Genomic DNA, 13,855 nt, shown 5'->3' on the forward strand with positions numbered 1-13,855 from the left:
ATGGCTGTGCATTTAATTCTGGGAGGCGCGCGCTCGGGTAAATCGAGCTATGCTGAGACGCTTATTCTCAACGAACAAGGCAACCGACAGCGGCATTATGTCGCAACCGCACAGGTTTTTGATGAAGAAATGAGTCGCCGAGTCGCTCATCATCGACAGCGGCGCGGAAATAACTGGCAAGAACACGAATGCCCCTACGACTTACCTTCATTGCTGGCCCGTTTTACCCATAACGATATTGTGCTGGTGGATTGTTTGACCTTGTGGATGAACAACGTCATATACAACCACGGAGAGACGGCAAGTGAAGCGCAGATTCGATCGCAAGTTTCGCAGTTGGTCGATGCGTTGAACAAATCCACAGCGACTTTTGTGATAGTGTCCAACGAAGTCGGTTTAGGCGTTATCCCAATGGGAGAGGTCACTCGGTTGTTTGTCGATCACGCAGGGTGGATGAACCAAGCGGTGGCGAAAGTTGCAGATAACGTTACTTTTATCGCGGCAGGTTTACCTATGCAACTGAAGGGCGCTCATGGATAAGGTTGTTAATATTTATCTGCTGCGCCATGGAAAGACCGTCGGAGCGACTGCCTTGTATGGTCATACCGATGTGGCGGTAGACGAGCAAACGCAGCAACAGATATACGAGCGTATCAAGGCAAGCGCAATGAACATTGAGCGGGTGATTTCGTCACCACTAAAACGCTGCGCACAATTAGCCCAGTTCTTTGACGCGTCACCAGCCAATATTGACGTTGCCATATGGCCTGCGCTAAAAGAAATGCACTTTGGCGAGCTAGATGGGGTACCATTTGACGCTGCCAAATCTTTTTGGCCAGAGCTCGAGCAATTTTGGCGCTCTCCCGCAGAGAACACGCTTCCTGGGGCTGAGAACCTAAGCGACTTTTATACAAGAATAACCAAGAGCTGGGAACAGCTTGTAACAGATGTCGAACAAGACACATTAGTCATTTGTCATGGTGGAACTATCAGGATGATTCTCGCGTCGCTACTGCCACTTGATTGGCAGGACAGCCGCTTGTATTCAACGTTACAAATAGGGCACCAGACAATCAGTCACATTCAGATCATTAAAGCCGATGCGATTTATAAGCGTGTGTGCTCTATTGGCGCACCCATCGAATCATCGCGAGGGCAAGGAATATAACAATGACGACACCAAATTGGGATTTGTCGATCGCTTACCAAGGATTAAGCGACAGCAAAATCACTCAAGATATTGAACTAATCCAACAATGTATCCAAACGTTAATTATTCACGCAGACTCAAGGACCTCTGTGTCTGTCGTGCAAAACGCGATTCAAACTAGCGAAGCGGCAGGTAAGCTCCTCGCCACGATCAACACCTTCGCTAACTGTCATGCATCAACAGACGCGACCAACAGTGAGGCAAAAGCGCTGATTGGCCGAGTTGCCAAACTGAGCTCAGAGTTGAGCCAAGCGTTTACGCCGTTCCAAGATATTTTGGTAACGTCACCGGATAGTTTTGTTGAACAGGTACTTAGTCATGAGAGTACGGACGTTTCAGGACAAAGCTTCCAAATAGAGTCGATGCGAAAATTGGCTGATACCAAGCTAAGTATTGCTGAAGAGCAATTGCTGTCGGCGATGGAAGTAGATGGCAAAGATGCGTGGGGCCGCCTTTACGATAACATCACCGGTTCACTGCAAGTCACCTTGGAAGATGGCATCAAGACTCAAGTGGGCTTTTCCCACGCAGCGAGCACCTTGTATGGCACCGAGTTTAATGCTCAAGAGCCAGCGTGGCGCGGTATCCAAAATGCGATGCGACAAAATCAAGAGTCGTTCGCTGCGATCTTAAATGCCTTGGCGGGATGGCGTTTAACCGAATACCAAAAACGCTCTAAAGTTCGCGATGTCCATTTTCTAGAGCCAAGCCTGCACGATAGCCGGATCCAAGCCGAAACCTTGGATGCCATGATGAGCACAGCCAAGGCCAATCGTCATGTAGGGCAGAAGGCGGGTAAGCTAATGGCTCGCGTTCATGGCTTAGCGCAGATGACACCTTGGAATCACTTAGCAGGAATGCCAAGTCTCACTGACGCAGAACCTAAAACTTACCCATTCGACGAAGCGATAGAAATCATTCGTTCGGCTTTTGCCACTGTGGACAATGAGATGGCTGAGTTTGTGACGCTGATGGTTAAAAATGGTTGGATTGACGCCGCGCCGAGTGAGAATCGACGTTTAGGCGCCTACTGTACTAAATTTGCTGCAACACGCACGCCGTTGGTATTTATGACTTGGGGTGGCAGTCGCTCTGACTTGCTGACACTTGCCCATGAGATTGGTCATGCGTTCCATAACTGGGTGATGCGCGATATGCCGTTGTGTCAAACCCGTTATCCAATGACGTTGGCGGAAACCGCCTCGATATTTGCCGAAAATATCGTACGTGATTATCTGCTTGAACAAGTTGAGAGCCGTGAAGAAAAGCTCGAAATGCTGTGGGAAGAGCTGTCTAGCTGCTATGCCTTGATGGTCAATATCCCAGTTCGCTACGAGTTCGAAAAACAGTTTTACGAGCAGCGTCAGGGGGGCGAACTCGATGCGTCTCAGCTTTGTGATTTGATGGGCGAAACGTGGAAGGAGTGGTACGGAGATTCCATGTCTGAACCAGACCGCTATTTTTGGGCGAGCAAACTGCACTTCTCAATCTCTCAAGTGAGTTTCTATAACTACCCGTATTTGTTTGGTTATCTATTCAGTATCGGCGTGTATGCGCAAAGAGAAAGCAAAGGTGAACAGTTCTATCAAGATTACGTCAGCTTGCTGCGAGATACCGGGTCAATGATGGCTGAAGACGTGGTTAACAAGCATCTCGGCATGGATCTGACGACGCCTGATTTTTGGCAGCAAAGTATTGATAGAGTTGCAACTAAAATAGATGAGTTCGAATCGTTGCTAGATCAAAAATAGCCGATTCTTGTTTATGATATGATCATCAAGCCGAGCGAGCGCTCGGCTATTTTGCATTGCGAGTGCTTTCCGTTTACACCTCTGTGTAGCAATTTGACAATTTACGATGCGGCACACGATTTGTGTCGATAAGTGGGATCGCTCCTACATAATTTGTCAGAACAATTCATTAACATACTCGCTGTGCAATAAAGGAGTAGCGCATGACGAAAAACCTCTTTCGCCAATCTTTTCTTTTTGACAGCTTAGACTTAGAACAAGAAATGCCAGCTGGAGAGATCACAGTAGCTGGTGGAGCGGTCTTTAAATTACACCAACGTGGTGTACTTGAAGTCATTCCTGCAACCGTCACGCAGGAAACAAAACATATAATCTTCTCTTGTGGAATCCATGGTGACGAAACCGCGCCCATGGAGATCGTTGATAAAATTGTGACCGATATTCAGTCGGGATTTCAGCCTGTTACTGAACGTTTGTTATTTATTATCGCTCATCCGGCAGCGACCAACGCTCATACCCGCTTTTTAGATGTGAACTTAAATCGTCTATTTGACGAGAAAGAGTATGAGCCATCTATTGAGCTGGATATCGCAAGCAACCTAAAACGTATCGTCACGGACTTTTATCAAGACACGGTTCAAGAGCAGCGTTGGCATCTGGATCTTCATTGTGCGATTCGTTTATCCAAACACTATTCGTTTGTCGTTAGCCCGAAAACACGCCATGCAGTGCGCAGTAAGGCATTAATGGATTTTGTCTCGAGTGCTCATTTGGAAGCGGTGATGTTCTCCAATGCGCCATCGAGTACATTTAGCTGGTTCAGTGCCGAGAATTTTGGCGCTCAAGCACTCACCATTGAACTGGGTCGAGTGGCGCGCATCGGTGAAAACGAGCTCGATAAACTGGTCGCTTTTGATTTAGCAATGCGTGATTTGCTGAGCGCGTCTAAACCAGAGCACTTGCCGCGTCCGCCTGTGATGTACCGAGTGAGCCGAACCATTGTTCGCTTACACGATGATTTCGACTTTATGTTTGATGACAATGTGGAAAACTTTACGGCGTTCAAACATGGCGAAGTGTTCGGTCATGATGGCGATAAGCCGCTGATGGCGAAAAATGAAGGCGAAGCGATTGTATTCCCAAATCGTCATGTCGCCATTGGGCAACGAGCTGCGCTTATGGTTTGTCCGGTCAAGACAAGGTATGAAGAAGGGCAGGTTGTTTACGATTAGCACGCTCAATGAGTAAACTTCGTCTTCAGACTTCCTATTTCAATGGCTTAACGGTATCGTTAAGCCATTATTTTTACCCACAGGGAATCGGCCTCACCAGCGTTAAATCATCCATGGAATTTAGTCAATTACTCTTTCGTAAGCAAAGGCGCTGGAATCTGTTTGCTTTCTTCATGACCACGTTACTCCTTGTCTTGAGTAGTATTTATCTTGCGGTCGGTGAGCTTACGATCTCCCCATTCTCCGAAATAACCCCTTTGATGGAACAGTTGGTCATGCAACTGCGATTTCCACGTCTGCTAACTGCGATAGTCATTGGTGCGTCGCTCGCCTTGTCTGGCGCTGTACTTCAGGTGCTCCTTGGCAATGTATTGGCAGAGCCTGGTGTTATTGGCATCTCAGGCGGCGCAAGTGTGATGATGGTGTTGGTGCTGTTCTTTTTGCCCGCAATGGCGACGCCAATTGGTTTTATGTCTGCGGCCGTGTGCGGCGCCTTGCTGTTTACTGGACTACTGGTTGCTTTTGCGCGAATGGCTAGGCTTACCACAACGCGCTTGCTGCTCGTTGGTGTTGCATTAGGTATCTTGAGCGGCGCAGTGGTGACATGGGCATTTTATTTCAGTGATGACTTGAGCCTGCGTCAACTGATGTACTGGTTGATGGGCAGCATTGGGGGCGCAAGTTGGGGGCATCATATTCTCAGCTTAGTTTTACTGCCTGTGATGATTTGGCTCTGTTTTAAAGGGCAATTGCTCGACAAGCTCATGATGGGCGAGCTTCATGCCAAGCAGTTGGGCATTGATGTAGACGCGGTGCGTTGGAAGCTTATTTTGGCGGTGTCAATCTTAGTGGGTGGCGCGGTTGCATTGGGCGGCATTATTGGTTTTGTAGGTTTAGTAGTGCCTCATCTACTTAGGCTCTCTTTGGGCAGTGAAAATCGCTACCTGCTGCCAATGTCTGCCCTAAGCGGGGCGACCTTATTGGTGCTCGCGGACATTGTCGCAAGAACAGCGCTTGATTCGGCAGAGTTACCCTTGGGAGTGGTGACCACAACGATCGGTGCGCCTGTGTTTATCTGGATGTTGGTAAAAAATCATGATTCGCGTTAGCCATTTATCTGTCGGTAAGCGTTTGCTGCCGTTCTCTTTGCAGGTCGAATCCGGTGAGGTTCTACACGTTGTCGGACCAAATGGCAGCGGGAAGAGTACGTTTCTCAATGCGTTAGCAGGAATGATTGAACATCAGGGCGAGGTATATTATGACCAGACTGAGATTCGCCACTGCTCCTTTGAACGTTTAGCCAATCATCGCGCTTTACTGTCACAATCGGATCGACCCGCCTTCAATTTGGTTGTGGCTCATTATCTTGCGCTGTCTATCCCTAGTGCTAAAACCCACCCGACAACGCTTATTGATGCGACAGTCAATGAACTGGCTGACATTTTGCAGCTTTCTGACAAGCTTCATCGTCCTATTCATCACCTTTCCGGCGGAGAGTGGCAACGCGTTCGTCTGTGTGCCATTTGCTTGCAGATCTGGCCAACATTAAACCCGACTGCGAAGCTGCTCATTTTGGATGAACCCGCTGCGCCTTTGGATATTGGTCAAGAGAGCATGTTGTATCGCCTAATCCGCAGAGTTGCTTCCATGGGACTAGCGGTCGTCATGTCTAACCACGACCTGAATAGGACTTTGAACTACGCTGATCGCGTGGTGCTATTTGATAAGGGTGTGATGCAGCAGTTTGGATCGCCACAAGAGGTATTGACCGAAGAACAACTGGCAAACGTATTCAACACTCATGTGACAAAGGCGGTTGTCAATCAAAAGCCAGTGTTGCTGTTTGATTAGTTTGACAAGCGCGAACTCAGCAAGTTTGCCCAGCCAGATGAATCATATTTGGGTGCAGTCTGCACCACGACAGCGCAGGGTATTCATTAGCTTAGGCTGAGTTTTGACTTCTGCTTATTTAAAATCAATTGCTTACGTTGAGTTGAAAAACTGGCATGCCAATCGCAATAGAGAGAGTGATACATTCTCGTTCTTGTTTGACTCTACTGGGATGTGAAAGGGTGGGAACGTTTTTCTCGTCTTAGATGAAATGGAGTCGTAATTTTCGATATGGCAGCTTCCGCCACCTAGGTTTTACCTCAGGTGGCGGCTTTTTATTATTTGGTCAGTGGCGCCAAATCTGCCGGACGGTAGTACACCGACTTTAACACCTTGCCTTGACGAATGGTCTTGCCTTCAGACACAAAATCTTCGGCACATTTTGCAATAATGTAATCGCCTTTTTGCACGGCCATCAGCTTGATGCCTTGCTCTGCGTAGTGAGACTCTGTCTCTGCGTACTCTTTCTCACTGCGGCACACTTTGCTCATGTTGCTTGAATGCACTTCATCCCAACATGGAACGAAATCAATTCCACGGTTTACTGCCACATTCAAAAGCAGGTCAATCAAATAGTTAATCGCTAGATTGTCTTCGATTTTGTCATGGCCAAGGTGGACCAAACGACCCATCAACACGTAGACGCTATCAACAATCGCATCCGCTTGCTCTGTTTTACAATCTGCTTCCGCTAGCTCGGTAAGCTCCTCAATGGCAAGAGAAGTATGCAGGGTGTCTGCTTTCTCGTCTAAGCTTTCAGGAGAGGCGACGGGAAGGTCAAACGTGCTTCGAAATTCAGAAATGTCGCGGTACAGGTGGTCAAAAATGTCGTTGGTGAGTTTAGAAAGGTGCATATCCATTAACCCGGATGTCTTTAAGATTGGCCAATACTACCAAAGCCATTTCGCTGCGGCTATCTGGGGAGCAAAATTAATGGAGTGAGCGGCAAATAATTGAACGCCATTTTGAAAAATACGTTGCATTGTTTGGTTGGCTAACTCTATCTTAAATATACAGTTTATAAATTGGTGGGAAGAGTATGGTCGTAGAGAGTGAAAGTGAGAAAGTGATTCGCCGCTTGTATCAAATCACCAATGACTATCAAAAAGGGTTTGATATCCAAGTAAGCCAACTGATCATGATGGGCTTAGAACGCTTTGATTTGGATATCGGTATTTTGTCCCACATTGAGGGTGATAAATACACCGTGCTGCATTGCGTAACACCTGAAGGGATTGAATTAAACATCGGTGATACGTTTGAGTTTGATAAAACCTATTGCCAAATCACCTGCGGTTCGTTTGGACCGGTGATGATTGAAAACATGGGAGAAAGTGATAAATACGCGACTCACCCAGCCTATCAAGCTTTTGGACTTGAGTCGTACATCGGTGTGCCGATTTTCATTGATGATGAAATATTTGGTACGTTGAACTTCTCGTCTGCCGTCCCTTACCCGAGAAAGTTCAGAGAGATCGATGTCGATGCGTTGAAGCTGATGGCTTCTTGGATAGAGGTTGAACTGATTCGCCGTAAGCAGGAAGAGCGACTACAGCAGCTAAATGCGAGGCTTGAATACCAAGCCTATCACGACACACTAACAGGCGTGGCGAATCGCAGAAGTTTGTTTAAAACCGTTCATCTGGATATTGAACGAATGAAACGCGCAGGCGGAAAAGGGACATTAGCCATCGTGGATATTGACCACTTTAAACTGGTCAATGATAACCACGGCCACCAAATCGGCGATGACGTACTAAAGAAAGTCGCCACAGCCATCCAAGCCCAATTGGTTGAGAGCGATTTTATCGCTCGTTTTGGTGGCGAGGAGTTTGTAGTTTGGTTACCTGAACGAGCACTCGAAGAGAGACGAAGCATCGTTGAGAAAGTGCGCACCTGTGTGAACAGCATTTTGGTTGATGGTCAGCCGATTACCGTGTCTGTCGGAGCGTGTGAGTTTGATTTTTCCAGCCTGGTGAATCAGCAGTGCAACAAAGCCACCTTGGATGAAATTATTCATATTGCTGACGATAATCTCTACCGCGCGAAAGATGCAGGAAGGAATACAACCGTTCGATCATGTTGGAGCGAGCCAATCTAATCCCTCTAGTCTCACCCATAGAAAAAGCGCCGTTTGGCGCTTTTTGGGAATGTGCAGACCGTGTTAACTGAATAAATACGGGAACAGTTTTTTACGCTCTTCTGGCGTGAGGGATTCGACACGGGCGATGTTAGTGTCAGGAATCGCTTCAGGGTTGGGATAGTGTTTGAGGACTTTTTCCATGCTCTCTTCGCGAATCAAGTGAAATACGGGATAAGGAGAGCGGTTGGTTAAGTTTTCTGCGTCTTCAGGCTCAGTTCCACCGAAACAATAGTCGGGGTGGAAGGTGGCCAACTGGAAAATTCCTTCCCAATCTTGCTGTTTAATAAGCGCTTCGACCCAATCAATAAACAAGTTGTAGTCATAAAAATCAGCCAACATATTTGGCGCCACAACCAGCGTCGTTTCAAGCTCTTCGGCCGGCGTTGCGTCTAGCTCAAGCAGTTGAGTCAAGATATCTTCAAGCAGAGTTTCTTCTGTGTTTGCTTCGCTGACAAAGATCTTAATCTGCTTATTGCGCTGTGGCTTTGCGGCGAACGGGCACAAATTGAGCCCGATCACGACGTCGTTGAGCCATTGTTCGACTTGCTGAGCAATTTCGTTGTTAGAGCGTGTTGTTATCATTTTGCTTCCAAGTTTGAATTTGCCGCTAGAATAGCAGATTTCCCTCCTTGCGGCTTGTCTTGCGATAAGCGTTTGTCGTGCTTGGCGAGGCGATAGCTCAAGAAAAATAGGCCGAGATAGAGTGCGCTTCCGCCCTGCATAACCCCATACCAACCTGCGTGTTGCCAACAGTAGATAAGAAAGAAACCGCCCAGACTGCCACCGATATAATAGTGAACTAAGTACAACGCAGTTGCCGTCGCTTTAGCCTGCGTCGCTTTGCGGCTGACCCATGAATAAGCCAAAGTATGAGTGAAAAAAGCGCCAAAGCTGATGCACATTAAGCCCAATATCATGGCCCACAATGAATCGATATAGGCAATGCACATGCCCAAAAGACTGAGTATCGAGCCAGCGATGATGCCTGAGATGGGTGAGTGGCGCTTGCTCCAAGTTGAGGTCAGCTTCGAGCTAAGCGTTCCCGCTAGATAGCAAAGAAAGATCAAGGATGCTAAACCAATCGGCAAATTATGCGGTGCGGCAACCAGCCTAAATCCCATCACGGAGTAGAGGTTAACGAACAAGGCAAAGTTAATACCACCAATCAACATCGCCAGCCACAATGTTGGGTTTTGTACATGCTTAATCAGCGCTTTATTGTGATAACGAAGCATGCCGCGCTGTGGAGTAAAATTACGTTGTGCAGGCAGTAAGCGAATCACAAGGAGCGCGCCTGCGAAAGTAAAGATGGCAATCGCAAGCACAGCATATTGCCAACCAAGGTGCTCGGTGAGCATGCCCCCTGCAATACGACCGAAAATTCCGCCTAAAGAGTTTGCAGCAATGTAAGTACCAATTGCGCGAGCAAAGGCGGTTTCTGATAACTCTTCTACCATGTAGGCAACCGCCACCGACGCAAAAGCCGCGAGTGCGACGCCAAGTAACGCTCGAAGGGCAACAATGGCAATCAATGATTCACTGACAAGCATGGCGACGTTGATGAAAGGAATCGCAATAAGCCCGATCAACATGATTCGACGGCGGCCAAAGGACTCCGATGCCACAGCCCAAGGCACCAAACAAATTGACAGTGCCAGCGTTGACGCAGCGAACACCCAGTTGATCTGAGTTTCACTGACGGAAAAGTGCTGAGCCATAAATGGCAGCATGGGCTGAAAGAGGTACAGATTACAAAAAATCAGAAATGACGCCAGTGCTAAGCCCCAGGTGACATGGTGATATTGCTTGGTGCCGATTTGGATCATGGTTTTAGGCTGCTAAAGAGTAATTAATGTGATCAAAGTATCAGTGAGATGGGGATTGATAAAATATATTAAAAATATCATCTCAATATATTTTTAATATCATGGAATCGAAGCAGCTTAAGCACTTTCTGGCCGTCGCGGAGCATCAACACTTCACGTTGGCGGCGAAAGCGCTGCACATTGCTCAACCAGCGTTGAGTATCTCTATCAAGAAGTTTGAACAGCAGTTGGGCGTGGATTTGTTTCGGCGCGAAGATCGCCAAGTGATGTTAACCGATGAAGGTAAAGTCTTGCTTGAGCACGCCAAGCGAGTTCAGCAGCAAATAGACGATGCACAGTTGGCGATTGATGAGCTAAAAGGCCTCGAGAAAGGGGAAGTTAGGTTAGGGGCGCCAAGCATGATGGGCTCGTATTTTTTTCCTCAAGTCTTGATGGCATTTAAGCTGCGCTATCCCAACCTAAAATTAACCTTGGTGGATGCCGGAACCGAATCGATTCGACAAATGCTTCTTGATGGAGAGCTCGATATTGGGGTGATTAACAACGACCACGTCCCAAACGATCTCGAGGTGGATCACCTATTTGATACGGAAATGGTCGCCGTTGTGGGTAAAGAGCATGAGCTCGCGGGGCAAAAAAGTCTCTCATTTGAGCAGTTTTTCCAGCACGAGCTGATCATGTTTAAACCCGGTTACTTTCACCGAGAGTACATCGAGAAGAAAGCGGCCCAACATGGAACGGAAATGCGCTTTTCTTTCGAAACGAACTTGTTACCCATGATCCTCAGTATTGTTCAGCACGAGTTTGCGATTACCGCGTTACTTAAATTGGTCACTGAACATGAACCTTCGGTGGTCGGCATTCCATTTGATGAGCCCGTGAAGCTTAGCCTCGCGCTGGCATGGCGTAAAGATGGCTACCTTTCGATCGCGGATCGCACCTTTATCGATTTTGTGAAGCAGTACGCTTAACTTCGCGGCTCGGTTTTGCGCTTCACACTTTCAAGAATCGCTATCGCATCCATTCAAATCATCAAGTAACGTTCTACATCAGGAAGTGAAGGAAAGGATATCCAATAATGCAGATTGCGTTTAACAATCTAGAGCTCGAGACAAAAACGAGCCATCTTTCAATCAAACACTGGCAAATCCAGCCGGGTGAGTCTTGGGGGGTATTTAGCACCGAAGGGGACATCGGCTCTGCGTTGGGCTGCCTATTGTGTGGCGAGTTTGATGTCGACGCTGAAAGTCTAGCCAAGGCTGCGGGATCAATTGCTCAAGTTTCACTGGTGGAGCAACAGCGTTTATTGGAAGAAGAAATAGCAAAAGACGAGACCGACTTTCTCGATAAGATCGATAAGGGAACCAATGTCTTTACCCTGATTTATGAGCAATGTGATGACGGCGTGTTAACGGAGAAGTTACTCCATGACCTCGATTTGTACCATTTGAAAGAGAGTGGCTTTCGCGTTTTGTCTACAGGGGAAACTCGCCGCGTTATGTTGGCAAGAGCGCTAGCAACCAAGCCTGATTTGATCGTGCTGGATAACCCGTTTACTGGGTTGGATATGGAGCACCGTGCGTCTTTAGCGAACTACTTGGCGGAACTTGCTCGTCAGATTCAGATGATAGTGACGTTTAACCGCGAAGAAGATATACCGAGTTGGATTGATCAAGTCGCGTTGTTTAATCATGGTAAGCTCGAAAGCATAATGGGACGAGATGAGTGGGAATCTCACCCCGTGATTAGCCAAATCAAAGCGCAATCGAAGCAGCAAAGCGACGAGATGCTCGCACTCATTAGACGCCATCAGCACAACGCTGTGTTTGCCAATCCCGTATTCGAAATCACTAATGGGCAGGTGGCATACAGCGATAAAACCATTTTTACAGGATTGAACTGGCGGATTGACAACGGACAGCATTGGCAAGTTAAAGGCCCAAATGGGTGCGGAAAAAGCACCTTGCTTGGTTTAATTTTTGGTGACCATCCACAGTGCTATTCCAACGATATTCAGATTTTTGGCAAACAGCGTGGCAGTGGCGAATCGATTTGGGAAATCAAAAAGAATATTGGCATGGTCTCGTCTGCACTTCATTTGCAGTACCGAGTCAGTTGCAGTGCTTTGGACGTGATTTTATCGGGTTTTTATGACTCGATCGGTCTTTATCAGCAACCGAGTAAAAAAGAAGTGCAGTTGGCACAGGAATGGCTCGAAATTTTGCATATGAGTGACTACGCGAAGACCTCATTCAAAGCGTTAGAATATGGTCAGCAGCGGTTACTTTTGATTGCAAGAGCCATTGTGAAGCAGCCGGCGCTATTAATTTTGGATGAGCCGTATCAAGGTTTGGATTACTTAGGGCGTCGGTTGGTGAAAAACACGCTAGAGCTGATCGCAAAAGAAAATTTGAGCCAACTGCTCTATGTTTCTCACTATCAAAAGGATAAGCTTGCCAGCATTAAAAATGAACTCGAGTTTGTCTTCTCCCCCGAACTCAACTGTTATCAAGCGGAGTTGACGACCAACTAATTCAAAAAAGTACGTATGGATTTAAGAAGTACCATTAAGTTTGCCATCATTGGCAATATCGTCGCCTTCTCCGTGGTGTTTGCCCTTGAATCAAGCACCCACTTTTTCGGCATTAAATACGCCTCGGATTACGCGTTTTTCGTGTTAATGCTGCTATGGGGCAGTGCGGCGCTGCTTTACATGTACCCACCGGGTACGGTTGCCGCGCTGAACACTAAGCAAGAACCGAGTGAAGAGCTGGAGAGTTTTGAAGAGGAAAAGGGGACCGATAACCCGACGAAGCGTCTAGATTCCAACAGTATCACTTGCCTTAAACTGCTTGTGTCAGGGGCGCCAGCTCTCGTTTATTGCGTTATCGCCCAGCTCATAAACTAAAAAGAGTGGCTCAAGCCACTCTTTTACTCGTTATTTGCTGTTGTACATTCGTTCGAAATTACCTGGATTCCAGCCAATCATATAGCGGTCACCAATCTTTAACACAGGCAGTGAGCGCGCACCAATGGCGTCTAGCTCTTTGCGGCCGCGCTGCATTTTTGCGTTGGTTAACCTGTACTTATAACCCTTGGAATCTAAGTAGCGCTGCGCATCTTTGCAGTGTGGGCATTTATCTTTTACATACAGTACAAGTCGTTTCATGGTCTGTTCCTACGATTATTTCTGGCGCTGAGTTTAACGAAAAGGCCGTGAATGGCAAGGGTGAATAAGGTAGACTGTCGCCCCTTTGTTGTTCGACCTACACCAGCGCACTACCTGTTATTGTTGATTATGAACCCTTTAATTCGTTACATCCAAGGCTACCCTCAGCACATTCTTGACCCCGTAAATCAGATGCTTGAATCTGGGCGCTTCAATGCTTGGTTTGAAAAGCGTTACCCAAACAATCACGACATCAAAAGTGAAAAGGCGCTATTTGACTATACGATGGCGATTAAAAATCGTTATATGAAGAAAACGTCTCCATTGAGTAAGGTGATTTACGACAGCAAGATCCACTTGATCAACAATGCATTGGGTTTACACACTTACGTTGCAAAAGTGCATGGTGGAAAAATTAAGTCGAAGAACGAGATTCGTATTGCGAGTGTATTTAAAAACGCCCCCGAACCCTTACTGCGTATGCTGGTGGTTCACGAGTTGGCTCACCTAAAAGAGAAAGAGCACAACAAAGCGTTTTATCAGCTTTGTTGCCATATGGAGCCGGATTACCATCAGCTGGAACTCGATGCGCGTCTATTTATGATTTACCAAGAAACATCAAAGCAAAAGTAAT

The 13,855-nt window shown here is 47.0% G+C and carries 15 protein-coding genes; 11 read left to right on the forward strand and 4 right to left on the reverse strand.

The window, feature by feature from the left end; all coding sequences use genetic code 11:
• The 6 genes from cobU to btuD all read left to right on the forward strand — a co-directional run bounded on the left by cobU (position 1) and on the right by btuD (position 6,044).
• Entirely contained in the window at positions 1 to 540 is a 540-nt protein-coding gene (gene cobU, locus ACUALS_RS06615; protein ID WP_454449159.1) for a bifunctional adenosylcobinamide kinase/adenosylcobinamide-phosphate guanylyltransferase, read from the forward strand.
• Entirely contained in the window at positions 533 to 1,168 is a 636-nt protein-coding gene (locus ACUALS_RS06620) for a histidine phosphatase family protein (RefSeq protein WP_454449160.1), read from the forward strand. The genes cobU and ACUALS_RS06620 overlap by 8 nt, the downstream gene beginning before the upstream one ends.
• A 2-nt stretch (positions 1,169 to 1,170) precedes the next feature.
• Positions 1,171 to 2,961, forward strand: coding sequence for a M3 family oligoendopeptidase (locus ACUALS_RS06625; RefSeq protein WP_038192071.1), 1,791 nt, complete (start codon positions 1,171 to 1,173; stop codon positions 2,959 to 2,961).
• Between the two features lie 203 nt (positions 2,962 to 3,164).
• A complete protein-coding gene (locus ACUALS_RS06630) occupies positions 3,165 to 4,193 on the forward strand; it encodes a succinylglutamate desuccinylase (RefSeq protein WP_005470831.1) in 1,029 nt (342 codons plus the stop codon).
• A gap of 113 nt (positions 4,194 to 4,306) precedes the next feature.
• On the forward strand, positions 4,307 to 5,302 hold the full coding sequence (gene btuC / locus ACUALS_RS06635) for a vitamin B12 ABC transporter permease BtuC (protein WP_038192075.1): 996 nt from the start codon (positions 4,307 to 4,309) through the stop codon (positions 5,300 to 5,302).
• Entirely contained in the window at positions 5,289 to 6,044 is a 756-nt protein-coding gene (btuD, locus tag ACUALS_RS06640) for a vitamin B12 ABC transporter ATP-binding protein BtuD (protein ID WP_454449161.1), read from the forward strand. The genes btuC and btuD overlap by 14 nt, the downstream gene beginning before the upstream one ends.
• A gap of 317 nt (positions 6,045 to 6,361) precedes the next feature.
• On the opposite strand, the gene ACUALS_RS06645 is transcribed toward btuD, so the two are convergent.
• Positions 6,362 to 6,937, reverse strand: a complete 576-nt coding sequence (locus tag ACUALS_RS06645) for a nucleoside triphosphate pyrophosphohydrolase family protein (protein WP_038139055.1) — start codon at positions 6,935 to 6,937, stop codon at positions 6,362 to 6,364.
• A 185-nt stretch (positions 6,938 to 7,122) separates the two neighbouring features.
• Here ACUALS_RS06645 and ACUALS_RS06650 point away from each other — a divergent pair, with 185 nt between their 5' ends.
• Positions 7,123 to 8,184: a diguanylate cyclase gene (locus ACUALS_RS06650; protein ID WP_454449162.1), complete on the forward strand. Its 1,062-nt coding sequence runs from the start codon at positions 7,123 to 7,125 to the stop codon at positions 8,182 to 8,184.
• A gap of 63 nt (positions 8,185 to 8,247) precedes the next feature.
• Here ACUALS_RS06650 and ACUALS_RS06655 read toward each other — a convergent pair whose 3' ends face one another.
• A complete protein-coding gene (locus tag ACUALS_RS06655) occupies positions 8,248 to 8,808 on the reverse strand; it encodes a DUF1415 domain-containing protein (RefSeq protein WP_038192081.1) in 561 nt (186 codons plus the stop codon).
• Complete coding sequence (locus tag ACUALS_RS06660; protein ID WP_454449163.1) at positions 8,805 to 10,052, reverse strand: MFS transporter; 1,248 nt, start codon at positions 10,050 to 10,052, stop codon at positions 8,805 to 8,807. The genes ACUALS_RS06655 and ACUALS_RS06660 overlap by 4 nt, the downstream gene beginning before the upstream one ends.
• A 101-nt stretch (positions 10,053 to 10,153) precedes the next feature.
• Between ACUALS_RS06660 and ACUALS_RS06665 the strand changes: the two genes are divergently transcribed.
• The 3 genes from ACUALS_RS06665 to ACUALS_RS06675 all read left to right on the forward strand — a co-directional run bounded on the left by ACUALS_RS06665 (position 10,154) and on the right by ACUALS_RS06675 (position 12,960).
• A complete protein-coding gene (locus ACUALS_RS06665; RefSeq protein WP_331403102.1) occupies positions 10,154 to 11,023 on the forward strand; it encodes a LysR family transcriptional regulator in 870 nt (289 codons plus the stop codon).
• Between the two features lie 107 nt (positions 11,024 to 11,130).
• The gene (modF, locus tag ACUALS_RS06670; protein ID WP_454449164.1) at positions 11,131 to 12,585 is read left to right on the forward strand and encodes a molybdate ABC transporter ATP-binding protein ModF; all 1,455 of its coding nucleotides are present in this window, start codon (positions 11,131 to 11,133) and stop codon (positions 12,583 to 12,585) included.
• Between the two features lie 15 nt (positions 12,586 to 12,600).
• Entirely contained in the window at positions 12,601 to 12,960 is a 360-nt protein-coding gene (locus ACUALS_RS06675) for a hypothetical protein (protein ID WP_454449165.1), read from the forward strand.
• Between the two features lie 30 nt (positions 12,961 to 12,990).
• On the opposite strand, the gene ACUALS_RS06680 is transcribed toward ACUALS_RS06675, so the two are convergent.
• The gene (locus tag ACUALS_RS06680) at positions 12,991 to 13,221 is read right to left on the reverse strand and encodes a glutaredoxin family protein (protein WP_038138206.1); all 231 of its coding nucleotides are present in this window, start codon (positions 13,219 to 13,221) and stop codon (positions 12,991 to 12,993) included.
• A 129-nt stretch (positions 13,222 to 13,350) separates the two neighbouring features.
• Here ACUALS_RS06680 and ACUALS_RS06685 point away from each other — a divergent pair, with 129 nt between their 5' ends.
• Positions 13,351 to 13,854 carry a M48 metallopeptidase family protein gene (locus ACUALS_RS06685; protein WP_005470726.1) on the forward strand — a complete coding sequence of 168 codons (504 nt, stop codon included), beginning with the start codon at positions 13,351 to 13,353 and terminating at the stop codon, positions 13,852 to 13,854.
• Position 13,855 lies beyond the last annotated feature (1 nt).

This window comes from Vibrio sp. NH-7 (assembly GCF_053643215.1).